Origin of the sequence: Rhodococcoides fascians A25f, from assembly GCF_000760935.2 — a bacterium.
In the GTDB taxonomy this organism is placed as follows: domain Bacteria; phylum Actinomycetota; class Actinomycetes; order Mycobacteriales; family Mycobacteriaceae; genus Rhodococcoides.
Genome location: NZ_CP049744.1, coordinates 4,175,429 through 4,192,571, shown reverse-complemented (window position 1 = coordinate 4,192,571; position 17,143 = coordinate 4,175,429). Strand labels below are relative to the sequence as shown.

Annotated in this window: 14 protein-coding genes; 6 read left to right on the top strand and 8 right to left on the bottom strand. The window is 62.8% G+C overall.

Features of this window, described 5'->3' with window-relative positions; all coding sequences use genetic code 11:
• Positions 1 to 237: 237 nt before the first annotated feature.
• The 3 genes from BH93_RS19555 to BH93_RS19545 form a co-directional block, all read right to left on the bottom strand.
• Entirely contained in the window at positions 238 to 1,833 is a 1,596-nt protein-coding gene (locus BH93_RS19555; protein ID WP_080739191.1) for an alpha/beta hydrolase, read from the bottom strand.
• Between the two features lie 22 nt (positions 1,834 to 1,855).
• Positions 1,856 to 2,497 (bottom strand): hypothetical protein, encoded by a 642-nt coding sequence (locus BH93_RS19550; RefSeq protein WP_037176225.1) that lies wholly within the window; start codon positions 2,495 to 2,497, stop codon positions 1,856 to 1,858.
• A 117-nt stretch (positions 2,498 to 2,614) separates the two neighbouring features.
• Positions 2,615 to 3,802, bottom strand: a complete 1,188-nt coding sequence (locus tag BH93_RS19545; RefSeq protein ID WP_242459018.1) for an alpha/beta hydrolase — start codon at positions 3,800 to 3,802, stop codon at positions 2,615 to 2,617.
• A 501-nt stretch (positions 3,803 to 4,303) separates the two neighbouring features.
• Here BH93_RS19545 and BH93_RS19540 point away from each other — a divergent pair.
• Positions 4,304 to 4,945: a TetR/AcrR family transcriptional regulator gene (locus tag BH93_RS19540; RefSeq protein WP_155291072.1), complete on the top strand. Its 642-nt coding sequence runs from the start codon at positions 4,304 to 4,306 to the stop codon at positions 4,943 to 4,945.
• 42 nt (positions 4,946 to 4,987) lie between these two features.
• On the opposite strand, the gene BH93_RS19535 is transcribed toward BH93_RS19540, so the two are convergent.
• The 4 genes from BH93_RS19535 to BH93_RS19520 all read right to left on the bottom strand — a co-directional run bounded on the left by BH93_RS19535 (position 4,988) and on the right by BH93_RS19520 (position 10,001).
• Positions 4,988 to 6,874: a S9 family peptidase gene (locus BH93_RS19535; RefSeq protein WP_052065611.1), complete on the bottom strand. Its 1,887-nt coding sequence runs from the start codon at positions 6,872 to 6,874 to the stop codon at positions 4,988 to 4,990.
• A gap of 23 nt (positions 6,875 to 6,897) precedes the next feature.
• A complete protein-coding gene (locus BH93_RS19530; protein ID WP_037176232.1) occupies positions 6,898 to 8,466 on the bottom strand; it encodes an alpha/beta hydrolase in 1,569 nt (522 codons plus the stop codon).
• Between the two features lie 39 nt (positions 8,467 to 8,505).
• Positions 8,506 to 9,228, bottom strand: a complete 723-nt coding sequence (locus tag BH93_RS19525; protein WP_037176234.1) for a MerR family transcriptional regulator — start codon at positions 9,226 to 9,228, stop codon at positions 8,506 to 8,508.
• An 86-nt stretch (positions 9,229 to 9,314) separates the two neighbouring features.
• Complete coding sequence (locus tag BH93_RS19520) at positions 9,315 to 10,001, bottom strand: DUF3159 domain-containing protein (protein WP_242459017.1); 687 nt, start codon at positions 9,999 to 10,001, stop codon at positions 9,315 to 9,317.
• Positions 10,002 to 11,144: 1,143 nt separating this feature from the next.
• Between BH93_RS19520 and BH93_RS28000 the strand changes: the two genes are divergently transcribed.
• The 5 genes from BH93_RS28000 (at position 11,145) to BH93_RS19495 (ending at position 16,426) form a co-directional block, all read left to right on the top strand.
• Positions 11,145 to 12,413 (top strand): hypothetical protein, encoded by a 1,269-nt coding sequence (locus BH93_RS28000; RefSeq protein ID WP_242459016.1) that lies wholly within the window; start codon positions 11,145 to 11,147, stop codon positions 12,411 to 12,413.
• Positions 12,414 to 12,459: 46 nt separating this feature from the next.
• On the top strand, positions 12,460 to 13,686 hold the full coding sequence (locus tag BH93_RS19510; protein ID WP_037176239.1) for a DUF4041 domain-containing protein: 1,227 nt from the start codon (positions 12,460 to 12,462) through the stop codon (positions 13,684 to 13,686).
• A gap of 200 nt (positions 13,687 to 13,886) precedes the next feature.
• Positions 13,887 to 14,678: a hypothetical protein gene (locus tag BH93_RS19505; protein WP_037176241.1), complete on the top strand. Its 792-nt coding sequence runs from the start codon at positions 13,887 to 13,889 to the stop codon at positions 14,676 to 14,678.
• Positions 14,665 to 15,393, top strand: coding sequence for a hypothetical protein (locus BH93_RS19500; protein WP_052065613.1), 729 nt, complete (start codon positions 14,665 to 14,667; stop codon positions 15,391 to 15,393). Before BH93_RS19505 ends, BH93_RS19500 begins: the two co-directional genes overlap by 14 nt.
• Positions 15,386 to 16,426 (top strand): hypothetical protein, encoded by a 1,041-nt coding sequence (locus BH93_RS19495; protein ID WP_037176243.1) that lies wholly within the window; start codon positions 15,386 to 15,388, stop codon positions 16,424 to 16,426. Before BH93_RS19500 ends, BH93_RS19495 begins: the two co-directional genes overlap by 8 nt.
• 216 nt (positions 16,427 to 16,642) lie before the next feature.
• Here BH93_RS19495 and BH93_RS19490 read toward each other — a convergent pair whose 3' ends face one another.
• Entirely contained in the window at positions 16,643 to 17,125 is a 483-nt protein-coding gene (locus BH93_RS19490; protein WP_165712946.1) for a TetR/AcrR family transcriptional regulator, read from the bottom strand.
• Positions 17,126 to 17,143: the final 18 nt, after the last annotated feature.

Sequence of the window (17,143 nt, the reverse complement as noted above, 5' to 3'; positions counted from 1 at the left end):
GCCATCGGCAAAAGTTCGTATTCGTGCAGTTCAGGCCTAGTTTCCTGTCGGGCCGTTTTCTTCGCGCGTGGCTCGGTGTCACGAGACCGTCACAACTGGATTTTGCTGACCTGTTCAACCTGCTCTACACCCGCGGCGTTCCACGCCGATGCGCTGCACACCGATGCGATTGCGGCAGCTCGTGATTGAGCGGCAGGCCTACTGAGCCATCGAGCGGATCGGGGCCCGCTCGATGGCTCAGATGGTGCAGCGTGCACCTTCATCCGGCAGTTCGAGGTCGATCAGGTAGTCGGCGAGTGCCCCGTCGACGCAGGCGTTGGCGGAGATGATCGTTCCGTGCTGGTTGGCCTCGACCGTGAGCAACCGCGCCCCGAGGGTGTCGGCAAGGCTGATGCCTCCTTCGTGAGGTGTCACGGGGTCTCCGGTGGCAGAGACCACGAGCACCTCGGGAAGCCCGTCGATGTCGGTGGCGTAGGGGTATCCGAGTGTGGGCTCGGCCGGCCAGAACTCGCACCCGTCCTGCGTAGGGGGAGTTGATCCGGGGTCGAGGAACGGCACTGCCTCGTTGAGATCGCGGCCGAGCTGGGCCATCTCTTCTTCGGTGAACCGTTCCTCGTCGAGGCAGTTGATGGCGAAGAGCGCTTCGAACGAATTGGTGTACTCCCCACTGTCGGACCGGCCGTAGTACCCGTCGCGAATCGCGAGCAGAGCGTCGGGTCGTCCGGCTTCGAGCTCCGTCAGCCCCGCGATGATGGTGGGCCAGCTCGCTTCGGAGTAGAGGCCGGAGACAATGCCTTCACCGGCGGCGAGGAAGCCGACCTTTCGTCCGTCGGCGGACATCAGCGGTTCTTTCTCGAGAGGTTGGAGGAGCTCCTGGGCTTCAGCGGTCGCCTGCGCCGGGTCGGTTCCGAGCGGGCATGCGGCCTGCGTGACGCAGAAGTCTGCGAAACGCTGGAACGAGGCCTGCAGTCCTTCACTGAGCTGGATCCTGCGATCCGCGGTGTCCATGAGCGGATCCACCGCGCCGTCGAGAACGAGAGCGCGGACATTCTCGGGGAACATCTCGGCGTACACCGAACCGAGTCGAGTGCCGTAGCTGACTCCCGCATAGGTGAGCTTGTCATCGCCGAGCGCGGAGCGGAGCACATCCATGTCGCGAGCGACATCCCGTGTCCCGAGATGGGCGAGTACCTCTGTGCTTCCGGAGCCGTCGGCGCATTTGTCGACGATGGCGCGCGCGGATTCTTCGGTCCACTCGCCGAGAGCCGACAGGGGTGCGTCGGCGTCGCGCTCCTCATCGGAGTAGCAGTCGATTGCCGGTGTGCTGAGACCGACTCCGCGCGGATCGAAGCCGACGATGTCGAAGCGTTCGGGGATGGGACCTCCCGTCCACAGGGCATCGACGAGTGGAGCGAGCGTAGTCCCCGCCGCTCCGGGACCGCCCGGGTTCAGCAGGACGGAGCCGATCGGGTTGTCGCCGGTGGCGGAAATGCGCGCGACGGCGATTTCGATGGTCGTGCCGTCGAGGTCCTCGTAATTCATCGGCACCGTGAGCATCGCGCACTTCGCCTTCTCTGCCGCCTCGACGATCTCGGGAACGGGCGGCTGGGAGTCCACGACGCTGGCATCGCACGCCCCGAATGCGAGCTCCTGCTCCATGAACCGTTCGAGGCCGACCCTGTTCGCGCTGTCGTCATCATTCGGTGCTGCACCGGAGCATCCGGCGAGCAGGAGCGCCAAGGCAGCAGCGGCAGCCGCCGCTATCACCGGCTTCGGCCGTCGCCGTCGTTCGTCGTCCTTCGATCGTAAATCTGTGGGAGTCGTGCGGGTCATGGTGGTGTTCCTTCGGTGGGGTTCAGCTGGCCAGTTCGTCGATCCAGCTCGATCGCATCCGTAGAGCTCGTTCAGTGCTCCCGATGACGGCGGCGAATCCGATGAGCAGGTTGACGTGGAGCGGCAGTCGGATGGGTGAGGTGAATGTTCCGATCGAGTCGGCGATGGGGGGGATGAGAGAGAGGGATGCGATGATCTGCGGCACCTCCACGCAGAGGCCGCCGATGACGAGCAGGATCGAGATGAGACCGATGACGCGACTGGGACCGGGGTGCCGGTGGTGCAGCCGAGCTCGGCGTCCCTCTGCGGAAGCGGGATCGGGAGACAGCTGCTGTTCGGTGCCGTCCTCACGCACGTAATGGCAGCGCTTGAGCCCGAATCCGGTAGCCGCGACCTCGATGTGCCCACCGGGGACGGGGAAGCGGGTCGGCATTTTTGCGTACGACTGCTGTGCGCCGTCGACGTAGAGGCGAGCGCGCACCTCACCGTCCTTTGCGTCGCCCATGTGCCGAACATCGACGGCGTAGACCGACGTCGTGCCGTCGGGTGCGGTGAGCGTGATCGACCGGAGCGATCTGCCGAACATCTGCCACCAGCGGTACCGCCGGAGCGGCTCACCCGATCCGGCGCGAATGCGGCGGTAGCGCCACTGTTCGATTCCCATTCGATCGACCCTCGATCCAACTAGTACAGCGTGATAGTCGCGGGATAACGCTAGCACGCTGTGATGGAAAGTTGTCACGCAATAATCTGGGTGTTACGCGTCGTGCTGGTCGTGGCTCTACAGACTGCAACGCAAGTCGCCGTCGGGAATGGTGAGATCGACGAGATAGCGTTCGACGATCGAGTTGACGCATGGGTTCGCTGCGGTGGTGGCACCGTGCTGTTCGCCGTCCACGGTGAGGAGCCGCCCGCCGAGGTTGTCTGCCAGCGCCACACCGCCTTCGTGTGGTGTCAGTCCGTCGCCGGTGACCGATACCACGAGTGTCTGCGGGAGGCCGGTGATGTTGTCGCCGTAGGGATAGTCGAGTACGTGTTCGTCGGGCCAGCCCTCGCATCCGTAATGTGTGTCCACGTCGAAACCTGGGTCCATGTACGGTGCCGCGGAATTGATCTCGGCGACGGTGGATGTCGTGTGCTCCGGTGTCGGTCGTATTTCGTCGAGGCAGTTGATGGCGAGAGTAGCTTCGGAAGAGTTGGTGTACGTTCCGTCGGGTCCGCGCTGCGCCGAGAGATCTCGCAGCGCGAGAAGCACCTCACCGCGCCCGGCCCGTAGGTCGGCCAAGCCGCCGATGACGCTGTCCCAGGCCTGGTTCGAGTAGAGACCGAGGGTGATGGCTTCGATCGCCGAGTAGTAGGTCAGCCGACGACCGTCGGCAGTTCGGACCGGATTGTCGACAAGTGGTCGAAGCAAATTCTGGGCAGCATCGGTCGCTCGGGCCGGTTCACTTCCCAGGGGGCAGCTTCCTCGTTCGATGCAGTAGCGAGCCAGCTCGTCGAAGGAACGCTGCAACCCGGAAAACGTTTGGATCTGGCGTTCGAGAACATTCTTGCGCGGGTCGACTGCGCCGTCGAGAACCATCGCGCGGACCCGGTGCGGAAACTGTTGCGCATAGATCGTGCCCACACGTGTTCCGTAGCTGGCACCGAGGAACGTCAGCTGCTCGTCGCCGAGCGCAGCGCGCAGGACATCGAGATCTCGGGCCACGTTCTGGGTACCCATCTGTCCCAGGACATCCATACCACCGCTGCGTCGAGCGCACTGATCGAGAACCGAGCGGGTCGATTCCGCGGTCCAGGCCAACGCCCCAGCGGGAACTCCCGACACGATGGCGTCATCGTCTCGTTCCTGGTCGGTGTAGCAGTCGATGGCCGGTTGCGAGCTCCCGACTCCACGTGGATCCATCGATACGATGTCGAAGTGTTCGCGAGCGGGACCGTTGCCCCAGGAGTCTGCAACCGCGGTCACGAATCCGAGACTCGGGGCTCCCGGGCCACCGGGGTTGACCGCGACCGATCCGACGCGAACGTTCCCGGTGGCTCGAATGCGGGAAATCCCGAGCTCGATGGTGGGCCCGTCGACAGCCGCGTAATCGAGCGGTACTTCGAGCGTTGTGCATTCGACCCTATCGTCGGCAATGCCTGTGGCAGCAGGGTCGCACGAAGAGAAGTCGAGTGTTTGTTGTTCGTAACGTGTCGGTGCAGGCGAAGGCTGCGGCTGAACCGAGGGCGGTGCGCTGCACGAGGTGAGAGCCCACAATCCAGCCATTGTCACTGCGGCGGTGTCGAGCATTGCCGTCCGGCGGCCCCGATCTTTCTGGCTCCGGTGAGATCGACTGTGAAGCATCGTAATTCCTCTCTCAGAGGCTCGGCGGCGTAGGTGCGAGCGCTGTGTTGTTCTCTTCCAACGGCGCGACTAGTACAGCGTGATAGTAGGCTCAAGGTATCACGCTGTATTAGGGTCGGGAAGGTGTCGGACAATGTGGAGACTCGAAAAAGCGAACCCAGCACCAAGGACCGAATTCTGATCGCGGCCGCGACGATGGTGTCCGAGGATCCGGTTACCCGGATCAGCGTCCGAGCGGTCGCCGCGCGAGCCGGGGTCAGTACCGGATCACTGCGTCATTTCTTTCCCACGCAGCGAGTACTGATGGACGAAGTCGCCGCGGGAATCACCGGACTGGTGGCGAGCAAAAATGTCATCGAAGACGCCACGGTGCCTGCCGAGGAGCGACTGTTGGCCTGTATGCAGCAGGTGTTGTCGGCCACCGGGACCGGTGAGCAAGCCCGAGATACGTGGCGACGGACGTTCGGCACGTACCTCAGCGCGGAGCTCAACGCCGATGCCATCGACACGTACCTCGCTTTCAGCGCAGCCGGCCTCCGGCACATAGGACACTGGCTGGAGGTCCTCGACAAAGAAGGTGCCCTGCCGCCGGGTGACAACACCCAGCGCGCCGCCTATCTCAACGTGGTACTGGACGGGCTCTCCGTAGCACGAGCCCTCCCGACCGACGCTACTCGAATTCGCTCGGAAACAGACGTTCTGCAGCACGCCATTTCGATGCTTTTTCACACCGCTGCACCCATGCCGAAGGGCGACTCGGACTGACTTCGACGACGAGCTTCCGATCCACATCCACTGTGCTTCCGATCATGGCAGACTACGGCCGCCGAGGTGCTGGGCGAGAAACTCTTCCACCGCGCGGTAGTAGCGAATACTGTTCTCCGGGTTCACGAATCCGTGGCCCTCGTCGTCGAACACGAGGTAGTCGACGTCGACGCTACGTGACCTCAGGCGCTCGACGACGTTGTCCGACTCTGCCTTGACGACCCGAGGATCGTTGGCACCCTGCGCAATCAGGAGCGGCGCACGTATCGCGTCGAGCTTGGAGATGGGGGATCGTGCCAGCATGTCGGCCAGCTGATCGGGGTCGGCGGGGTCGCCGACAAAGCGGTGCCAGCTGTTGATGATTCCCGGGCCGATGAAGGCCGGTTGGGTGCGCATGAAGTTCGACAGGTCCGAGATGCCGACGCAGTCGATGGCCGCGGCAAACGTGTCGGGAGTGAACGATGCGCCCACCAGCGCCGCATAGCCGCCGTAGGAACCACCCATGATGGCCACTCGCTCGCGATCGGCGTATCCCGCTTCGACCGCCCAGTTCACTGCATCGATGAGATCGTCGTGCATCGCGCCCGCGAATTGGCCGACCCCGGCGTTCGTGTGCGCTGTGCCGTATCCGACGGACCCGCGAAAGTTGACCTGCAACACTGCATATCCGCGGTTCGCCAGCATTTGCGCGATGGGATCGAAGTTCCACGAATCCCGATACCAGGGGCCGCCGTGCACCAACAGAACCATCGGCAGACTCTCGGGTTCTACGCCCACCGGAAGCGTCAGATACGTCGGCAGAGTCAGCCCGTCACGCGCCTGAATGCTCACCGGCACCATCGGGGCCATGTCCTCGGGATCGAGATGTGGGTAGGGGCGGAACAGTCGGCGACTCGATCCGGTGTTGTGATCGTAGTAGTAGGTGACGGACGGATCGCGGTCGTGGATGAAGCTGACAATCCACTTCTGTCCGCTCTCGTCGGAGGACAGTGCTCCGATGTCACCGTCGAACAGTTGCTCCAGATTCTTCAGGATCTCTGCGAAACCCGGTTCCAATGCATGGATCACCTGGCGTTCTCCCAGATACCGAACACCGATGAGCTCTCCGGTTGCACTGTGGCAGATCAGCGGTGGCGAGGTCTGTTCGACGGCTCGTCGCGCACCGTCGAGTTCGAGTGTCGGGTGGCTGTCGACGAGGGTCTCCTCGCCGGTCTCAAGGTCGAGTCGGATCAGATGGGTCAAGTCGCGCCCTCGGTTGGAACCCAGCCACATGCCGGTACCGTCCGCAGTGATCTGCATCGGGCTGATGCCCATCGGGTAGTCGGTGCCGTCGAACGACGCCACCGTGGTTTCTGCTCCTGACTCGTCCAACCGCGTGATGTCGATGGTGCCGTCGGCGGTCATCGCGAAGACGAACACCTTGCCGTCGGCACCGAGCATCGGATACCGGCCGACGCCCGGGCTCTGCCGGATCATCGTCAATTCACCTGTGGCGATCTCGATTTCGTAGAGGTCGAACTCGGCGATGTTTCTCGCGTTGATCAGGACGGTGTACACACCGGCCTTGCCCCGCACGGGTTCGATGGCCACCGCGCGGGAGCCGGGGAACGGCGTCAGATCGACTGCCGCGCAGTCTGGATCCTCCAGGTCGACGCGGAACACGTGGTTGTTCTCGTCACCGCCGGTGTCCTGCAGATACAGCAGCCAGCGGGGGTCGTCCGTCCACCGGAAGTCGTGCACACTGCGGGTCTCGTCCGCGGTGACGCAGCGTGGCTCGCTGCCGGGAGCGAGGTTCTCGATCCATACGTTCAGACGGTCTTTCCACGGCGCGAGGAACGCCATCGTGTTGCCGTCCGGTGAGATCGTGGCACCGGACCGAACGGGTGGGCCGAAGAAGTCCTCGACCGAGATCAGTAGGGGTGCAGTCATGATTCGTCCTTTCGTTCGGGCTGTTACAGAGCGCAGCGGGTGTCGGTCGGTGGGGATTGGAGATCGACGAGGTAGTTCTCGACGATGTCGTTGACGCAGGTGCTTGTTGCACCGAACGCCACGGTGTGCTGGTCGCCATCGACGGTGAGAAGCGATCCGCCCAAGGTGTTCGCCAAGTTGACGCCGCCCTCGTACGGTGTGGACGGGTCGCCGGTGATCGAGATGGTCAGAGTGTCGGGGAGTCCGTCGATGTCGGTGGCGTACGGGATGTCGAGAGTCGGTTCTGCAGGCCAGAATTCGCAAGGGTCTCGTGCGCCGTCCGGTCCGAGGCCTGCGTCGGTGAACGGTGCTATCTCTTGAATCTGCCGCTTGAGATCGACTTCTTGTTCCGGGGTGTTGCGCTGTTCATCCATGCAGTTGATCGCGTAAAGCGCTTCGGAGAAGTTCGGGACTCTGCCGTCGGCGTCACGTCCGCCGAAGATGTCGTTGATCTTCAGAAGGGTATCGGCCTGTCCTGCTTGGAGTTCGGCAATTCCTTTGATGATGACAGGCCATGCCGAGGAGTCGTACAGGCCCGCGATGACGGCGCCGTAGGCGGCGTCGAAGTCCATGACGCGGCCATCGGGGGTGACGATCGGGTTGTCGATCAGCGGTCTGACGATCTGTTGGAAGTTGTCGACAGCCTTGCTCGGGTCGGTGCCCAGCGGGCAGTCAGGGGCGCTCGTGCATGCCGCGGCCATGTCGTCGAAAGCTTTTTGGAAGTTGGTGTATTGGTAGATCCTGCGCTCAGCGGTGTCCTGCCCCGGATCGATTCCGCCGTCGAGGACCATCGCGCGCACGTTCTCCGGGAACATCTCCGCGTAGACCGCACCGAGTCGTGTTCCGTAGCTCTGACCGAAGTAGCTCAGGGTGTCGTCGCCGAGCACGGCCCGGAGAATGTCCATGTCGCGGGCAGCGTCGCGGGTGCCGACTTGTTCGAGGACGTCGTCGCCGCCGGATCGTTCGGAGCATTGGCGCACCAGCTGTCGTGCACCGTCCTCGGTGAGGGTTCTCGAGCCGGTGAGGACTGTGGTGTAGGACTGCCCTGCCTCGTGTTCCTCATCGGTGAAGCAGTCGATGGCCGGTGTGGACGCACCGACGCCGCGGGGATCGAATCCGATGAGGTCGAACTTCTCGGTCAGCCGGCCGTCCGCCCAGTTCGCCACCGCACCCGTTGCAGCCATGCTCATTCCGGCACCGCCGGGTCCGCCGGAGTTGAGCAGGAGCGAGCCCACTTTTTCTCCGCGTGCGGGTGCCTTGAGCAGTGCGATCTGCGCCGTGCGCCCGTCCGGATCGTCGTAGTCGAGTGGCACGTCCACGCGGGCGCACTCGAACCTGGGATCGCCGGCGAACAGTTGATCGTCGGTTGTGGTGGTGCCGTACCCTTCACACGGCTCGAATGTCACGCTCTGGTCGTAGAACTGCTGCAGATCGGCCGACGGCTCGGAGTCGGCGTCCGGTTCCGACGGCGACTGGCTGCAGGCACCGAGCAGTAGCATCGACGCTGACGCTGCAGCGAAGAGTTTCGCTCTCCTGTTGTCGATAAGGGGCATGATTGGTCGACTCCTGTCGAATTGCAGTGTGCTGATGTTCTATTCGGGATCGGTGGCGTTGAGTGCCGCGACCTGTCGCAGCACGTCGCGTTGGGCGGGGTTGTACAGGTCTTCCACGGCGATAGCGAGTGCGCGAGTCGCCCGTTGTCTGTCGCCGTCGGTTTCTGTGTCGTCGAACAGGGCCGGGTAACGAGCCGCCAGCCGACGAACATGCGGAGCCATTCGTTCCGCCAGATCCCTGGTGGTGACGCTGTCGGCGTCGGCCGGCAGGTCGTCGAACTCTGGATCTGTGGGCAGCTGAGGAGTGGACCGCAGTAGATCGCAGTAGGCGTCGAGCGCCGTCGGATTCAGTACGGTGCTGGCGAAGGTGATGAACTGCCGGTCTGCTGTCGTCAGATGTGCTGCAGCAGATCCGAGTTCGGGCGGAAGATCGGTCGGAAGGGAGTCGTGGAGAAGCATCGCGATCTCCAACCGTGCTCGCTGCAGGCGCTCGATCGTCGCGCCGAGTTCTGCATCCAGGGTGCGAAGTGCCTGTTCCGGATGGTCGCGTCCGTCACCCTGAGCGGCGATGTCGGCCAACGAGAATCCCAGTTCGGACAGGCGTTTGATCTGCATCAGCCGTACGAGATGCGTGACGCTGTACTGCTTGTAGCCGTTCGAGGCACGCTCGGGCTCATCGAGTAGTCCGACATCGTGGTAGTGCCGCACCGACTTGAGGGTGATGCCGGCGAGATCGGCAATCTGCCGAGTGCTCCAGCCCATGTCGCTCTCCTCCGGTTCGATCGGGTCGGAATCAGTGTCGACTGTGACCCAACGGCATAGTCAAGGGCCAACCCGTCCAGCAGGGTCTACGCAGGGTTGGAGTGAACCAACTGCGCTGTGGAGCGGCGGAAGGCCCAGACGGTGACGAGCACTGCCAGTGCGAGCAGCGGGGTCCCCATCGCGATTCGGGCGAACGCGAGCCACCCGGTGGCGTCGGTGTCGTACAACCAGTCCTGAATGACGTAGCGGGCACCGAACAACACGGCAAATGCCGACGTCGCGATGTAGTGGGCGCGGGCGACCGAGCGATTCGATCGCCACGTGTACTCGTTGCCGTGCAGCGCATTCCATAGCAGTCCGGCCAACGGTCGTCGGGCAAGTATCGAGGCCAGCATCAGCGCTGCGCCGCCCAAGCTCAGCCAGATCCCGATGAGGAAGTAGCCACCTGCCGACCCGGTCCAGGCGGCGACACCGCCTGCAACGACGACACCCAGCAGTCCGCCACTGGCCTGCGCGATCGGCTCGCCTCGCCGGACGCGGAGGACGGTGATCACCAATGCGATGGCGATCGCGACGCCGACGGCGACCGGAAGGGCCACGAGAGCGTTGGCGGTGACGAATGCGACGACCGGAATGGCGGTGTAGATCATTCCGCTGGTTCCGCCGAGGCCGTCGAGCAGAAGCTCTGTGGCATTCACCTTTTCATTGGTCTTGCGACCGGTAAGTGTCTGCGTCTCGTTGTTGTCGTCCGATGTCGATTCCGGCCTGTTCATGGTGCCCTCCTCGTCGATGCTTCGGTTCGCTCTGTGCATCCCCTACTGTCGTCTCGGCGACCGGGGCACAACAGTGCACACAAACATTGGATGTGGTGACAACATCATCGGCGGGACATGACAGATGTCATGTCGCGGCAGTGTGACCACTAGGTCGGTGGCCCGGGAACAGCGTCGACTGCGGAACAGAGCGTTGTGGTTTCTTGCTGAACCGCCAGAGCACTCCAGGCGTACCGCGGCTCTGACGGCTCAGCAACTCCAAGGCAGATCAACCAGGCGGCCGGGTAGCGAAACCCGGCCGTACAAGGGCAGCGACGACGCCTGCCCGTTCGACGCTGAAGTGCGCTGATGCAAAGTCGTCGCTGTGGAGCCCGCAGTCGCACAGTCCTACTGACTCGAGGGCGATATGGATTCGCGACGAATGAGTCTCGTTGTCACGAGTCCGCACAGAGCGTCGATCGCCAGGACGCTCTTCGTCCATCCGATACCGTGGCTGTCCGACACCGATCAGGACTGTCCGGTGTCGGAGAGTCGGCGGAAGTTCGGTGTCACAAGAGTGTCACAAGTCGGTACGTTCGGACCTGGACTGGGCAGGACGGTGATGTACGAAAAGCGTTGCAAATAAACAAATATCGAGTCCATCGGTGTACGCATGGATCCACTTCCAGGGACTTAAAATCCGCACAGTGTCGGTTCGAGTCCGACTGGGGGCACCAGAGTCCATGTGGATCCGTTCTCGATTGCAGCACAACGTATTTCGAGAGTGTCGATGTACTGGGTGGACGCTAGCGGATGTGTACGGACCCCGAGGAGCAGCGGATTCTGCTCGTTGTCACAGAAATCGTGGATTCGGCCGAGTTTGTGCTGCCCAGAGCGCTTTCGCAGGAGTGGGTATTGCCTCGAGTGTCATGGCTCGGTGTCACAGAATGTCACAAGTCATCACGAACTGGACGCGTGCGGCATTAGTCCGATCTGGCAAAAGGCTGCGCCGGTGACTCGATCTGTCGCGGCGCGGCAACGTCATCCGGAAGTGTCATTCGAGTAGATGAAGGGGCCGCTGGCCGAAGTCGAAGGGCACCGGATTTGTCTGGATGGGTCGCTACAGTGCAGGAACTCGCAACGATCAGAACAGAGGTGTCACCGGTGGCGAAGCGTCGAGGTTTTTTCGCGGAGATGCAGCACCAGAACCGGCTACGCGAACAACGTGACCGCCAGCAAGCACGGGCCCACGCTCAGGCGACTGCTCGAGCGGTGCGGTTGTCGGAAAAGGCGAGGCGCGATTGGGAGCGCGCGTGCGCCTCCGCCGACCGCGCGGCGAATCAAGCTTCGGCAGCCGCGGTCAAAGAACGCGCCCGCTTGCACGTGGAGGCGCAACTGGCAGAGGTCGAGGCGCGCAACGCCACCTTGGCAGAGAAGTACGAGGCGATCGACGGCATCCTGGCGGCCACACTGGACGTGGACGATTACGTCGACCTGAACGCTTTACGACAGAAGATCGAGCATCCGCCGTTCGATCGACCGGATCTGACTACACCGACACTTCCGCCTCCACCCCTACCGCTCCCACCGGAGCCGGTCTACGTCGAACCAGCTGCACCCGAGGGTCTCGGCTCCCTACTGGGGGGACGAAAACGCCATGTAGCAGCTGTGGAGCAAGCGCAGGCGATGTACTGGCAGCAGCGACAGGGATGGGAACATGCTGTCGCTCAGCGCAATCACGCCCAGGAGGCCAACGAGCGCGCACACGGTGTCACCGAAGCGAACCGGCTACGGGCCCTTTCTGTCGCTCAGTCCGAGTACGAGGCGGAGTGTGCTGAACGCCGCAAACAGGTGATGCAGGCGAATGTCCAGTTGGAACGGCTGATGGTAGGGCTGCAGGAGGGTGAACCGAATGCGCTCGAAGAGTATGTTTCCATTGTGCTCGGGAATTCGGTGTACCCGGAATGTTTCGAGGTCCAACATGACTTCTTTTTTCACGGCCAGGATCGAGAACTCGAACTGACCGTTTCAGTACCCATGCCATCGGATCTACCGACCGAGAAGTCGTTCAAGTACACCAAAGCAAGTGACACGATCACCAGCACGCCACTACCGCTGAAGGCGCGCAAGGATCGATATGCCACCGCAGTGGCCGAGGTCGCAGTCCGCACCGCACACGAAATTTTCGAGGCGGACCGTGACGGTGTGGTCAGCACGTTGTCGATGACAGTCGGGGTCGACACCGTGGACCCCGCCACTGGCCACCCCACTCGAATCACACTGGTTGAACTGGCGACAGACCGAACTGTCTTCGAGCGGCTCAATCTATCGGGCGTTCAGGCGGCCGCTACGCTCGAGCACTTGAATGCCGGTGTATCGAAGAATCCACATGACCTGATACCCGTGGGCAACACACGGGGAGTTCGCGGGTGAGTACCTATCAGAAAGACCCTGTCTGTGATCACACGTCTAGGACGCGATGACAGGCCCAGACGACACTATCCGGGCTCTTCGAACCACTCTGGTAGCCAAAGAGCGCGAGCTCAACGATCTGTTGGATCGGCTCAAAGTGGTCGAGCAAGAACGCGACGAGGCGCGATTGCACGCTGCGCGATGGGGCTCCTCACCAGAGCCAGCTTCGGGGCCCGCGCCTACTGGCGTGGTGGAGACCGACGACCGGATCGTGTTGCAGGAGGTGGGCATCTACACCTACCAGCACCCCCTGGAGAACGCCGAGCAATTCCGTGAACGATTGGCCACGGTTCGTGACGAGATCAAGGCTGCGGTCGTCGGCGGAGGGGCCATAGTCGCGTCGGACATGTTCAGCTTCAACAACTCTCTCGTCAAAGGCCGCAAGATGACTTCGGATCTGTCGAAGCTCATGCTGCGCGCCTACAACGCCGAGGCCGACATTTGTGTTCGTACCATCCGGGCGGGAAACCTCGCGACGGCCGTGAACCGTCTGGAGAAGGCTGCCGCGACGATCGCCAAGCTCGGAGACATGATGCAGATGCATGTCGCCGAGACCTATCACAGGCTTCGGGTAGAAGAACTCGAGCTCACAGCCGACTACATGATGAAAGTGCAGGAAGAAAAACTCGCTCAACGTGAAGAGCGCGAGCGTCTCCGAGAGGAACGCAAGGTCGAGCAGGAACTGGCGGCGCAGCGGGAAAAGCTCGACAAGGAACGAGCGCACTATCAGAACGTGCTCGACTCCCTCGCCGGCCGCACCGATGCGGAGTCTCAGCGTATTCGAGACAAGTTGGGCGAACTCGACCAGGCCATCGCACAGAACGACTATCGTCGTGCCAACATTCGCGCTGGCTATGTTTACGTGATCAGTAACCGCGGTGCATTCGGACCGGATGTGGTCAAGATCGGTATGACGCGGCGGCTCGAACCGATGGACCGGGTCCGCGAGTTGGGGAGCGCCTCGGTACCGTTTCCATTCGATGTGCACGCGTTGTACTTCTCCGACGATGCCGTTGCCCTGGAGGGAGCGCTCCACGCTGCTTTCACGACTCGTAGACTGAACCACGCAAACCTCAGGCGAGAATTCTTCTTCGCCGAACCCGGCCAAGTGCGAGAGGTGTTGGCTCAGAAAGTGGGGAATCTGTTGGAGTACACGGAGGAACCCGAAGCGACGCAGTACTTTCAGAGTCGTGGTTCCTGGCCGACCAGCGTGCTGTCGCGGCCGGAAGTGTGATCAAGGCTTGGTTGGTGTCCGGTGAAACCGGCGCCAATAACGCTGTCCTGGTGCGCCCTTAGTACATGACGTTTCGTTCGTCGAGGCTGCACATGCATTGCTTTTCGTTGTGCTCGGAAGTCCGGGCGTGTTTACTGGTGTCTGGTGATCTCGCGCCCGTCGGCTTCGTTCGGCGGTTTCCCTAGTGCGCGGGCTTTCATATGTGGTTGCAGGAAGTCGAGGGTCGAACCCTCGAACAATTCGTGTACGACGGCGGGTCAGTGGCCGGTGCAGATTCGATGCGGCGATTACCGCCGTTCCATCGAGATCTGTTCGACGACTTTGTCTTCACCGCGTCGGCGGTAGCGGTGGGGGTGAGCGACTGGAGTAGATTCCCTATCGCGTGTATGGGCTATCTGTCGGCTGTCCACGGTGATCTTGCGTTGGTGCCGCCGCTGATCCCACCCGATACCGCGGCTGTGGTGGCGGGGGTGCTTTCCCGATTCACAAGGTTCAGATCCGGTGACAAGCGCGTCGCGGACGGGTCGCGCATCAACGAGGAACAGTATCGACTTGCCGAGGAGTTGTTCTTCGGTCTCGGTGCTGATCGTGGAGACGGCGTATGCGCGGCGGGGGCGCGTGCGCACAGCCGGATGTTGTCGGCGCGCATCGCGGACGGGTTCGTCCACCCGGCGATTGGGGCTCACCTGTGGAGTGATGTCCCCGCCGCACCGATGGCGCACCCGAACAGCGGTCCCGAGATCACCGTGCTCGAATCCGTGCAGACATTCGTCGCGACGTGGCGCGACTTCCCGGCCGAACGACCAGGCACCGAACGCGACATACTCACCGCCGCAAGGTGTGTGGGTTGGGCGGGCGTTGTGGCACCGATGGCTGCCGGTGACTCCGGCGGGTGGTTCGTACGCTCACCCGAGGGTGCTGGGACCGTCGGGGCTGAGGGCACTGTCGTTGGTGACCATGCCTCGGTCGATGCGGGCGATGACCCGGAATGAGGCCGGCGTCGTACTCAGTGATCGTGCAGTGACGGCAAACCGTCTCGGCTCCGGTACCGGCCGGGGAGGCTTCATCGCTCTTGTCGGTCAACTCGTCGATGCGATCGACCGGCAGGATCGGTGGGCAGTGGCGCGCCGCGCGACAGGTCGTTTGCTCGACGAGTTGTTGTCCGGGCAGTACGGCGAATACTTCGGGGTGCCTACCACTTCGGCGGAGTGCCTCGGTCTCGACAATGCGCCGGTTGTGCTCGTCGACGACGGTCTGGCTATCGTCACTGCGCCTGTGATGCGCCGACACGTCGGTGTGGTGGGTGCCGTGTCGGCGCTTCTGGTGCAGGCCGAGGGTCGTGATGGCCCGTGGTTGGTGGCGTCGTTGACGCAGAACACGCTGTTGGACAGTGCGTTTCGGGGGCGGGTTCAGCACGAGGCGTTCGAGATCGACGCTGACCTCGAGATCATCGCTGCCCATGGTCCTCTCGATGCTCGCGCATCATCTATCGACTGGGTCGACGGCTCGGTGATCCTGCGGCAGAGTGACACCGGTGTGACGACCGTTGCCGATGCGCGCGCCGAGGCCGCGACGTGGCCGCGGGAGAGTTGGCACTGGCTCGCCGACGACGGTCTCACGTTCGCGGGGTTGTATTTGCGTAGGTGCCACCCGGAACTGGTGCGTGAGTTCCCGCACCGCCGCGCCGGAGGTCGACGCCATGACTGAGATCGAAGATGTTCGCATGGTTGTGCAATTCGTGAGTCGCAGTCATCCCGCCGTGATCACGAGACTGCACAATCACATCCAACTTCTGGTGACCTCTCGAGGCCGTTCCGATGACCGCCTGGGCCCGCACGAGCGGCTCCAGGGACCCGCATCACGGGACGAGACGATCCGCATCGTCGTCGCGTGCAGTTTTCATCCGTACACCGACGATCTCGGCACCTTCCCGCCCGAGACCGGACCGGTCTTCGTACGGGTGCGCGTTGTCGGTCGACGACTACCGCCGACGGAACCTCCACTGCGGACGATCGGTCCTCCGGATGCAGCTATCCCTGTGACCGAAGCAGAGGGGTGGGTCCGTGCCGCGCTCGGTGAGTGGTGGGCCGACTACGCCTACGAATACAGTGACCACCGAGAACCGACTGCTCCGGCGGCTTGGTTCCGGTTCGGGGTGATCCTCGACCGCACCGCCGCGCCGATGCTCGCGCCCGATAACTTCGACTGGTCTCGGATCGACGGCCCGGCCGAGAACGGCGTGCGCAAACTCGCGTCCAGTGCGGGCAATGCGTTTCTGCAACAACATCTCTCGGAAGTCGGTCCGTATGCTGCTACCGCCCGTTATCTTGACCCGAGGACAACTCCCGACGGTAGATGGCGAGTCCGTGTCGACAGCCACAGCGCCTACCCCGGCACCCTCGATACGTTCACTGCTCTCGCGAACAGGCTCCGTATCCGCGGTGTGGTGGACACCCGCTTCGTGCCGATCTCGCTCGACCTCGAAGGCGGGACTGCAACGTTGGTGTACCAGCTCACCGGCAGCCCTGCTCTCTACGACGCCCACGTACCCATCCCGACCGAACCTGAACTGCGCGTACTGCCGACTGACCAAACGTGGGGCGCGCGGTATGAGTATCACCCGCCTGTCTTTCCACTCACGGCCGATCAATGGGCGTCCGGCCTGTGTGCATTCTGGAGTGAGATGGTGGCCTATGGACGCATCGGCGACGTACGTGCTCCTTGGGCAGGGCGGGGGTAGTGTCGACGCAAATTTCCGTCAAGGTTCCTTGACGGCGCGGTAACTGAGGCCCGACTGCCCGGATCTACCGTGTGGTTATCGATCATGCGGACCGATCGAGCACATGGAGTCGGATGACCGACTCCTGGATGAGTGGACCTTCCGAACCGCGAGGCCGGTCAGGCTGAACTATTTTCAGAACCAGCCGGTACCTCTTCACCAGCCACCGGCATCTCTTCACGAGTTCGATTCGAGGGAAGCTATGTAGGGCTCAAGCGTCCGCTCGACGAGCACGTGCCGTTCCGATCGAGGCAGCATCAGGCACTGCACGGTGAGCCCATCGATCAGCGCGAAGATCTGCGCGGCTTGAAGTTCGGAGAATTTCTGGCCGACGAACCATTGGCGAATCTCGCAGTCGAGCTTCGCCGAGGCTGCAGCCAATTGAGGGTCGACAGCCGAGATGGCTGCATAAGCAAGCCAAACAAGCGCACGGCGTTCGCGCCGATCGTCGAGGGGGAGCCACTGCTTCACGAAGTCCGTCAGCGTGCCCGGCCCCGCGGCCTCCACGTCCGCAAGGAACTGCTCTCCTGCATAGTCGAAGCCGGCGTGCACCAATTCGTTCTTCGTCCGGTAGTAGTACTGCACCTGCGCGGGCGACACTCCCGCCGCGGCGGCGACACTACGAACGCTCAAGGCTCCGATGCCCTGTTCGGCCAGCACTGTCAGCACACCGTCGAG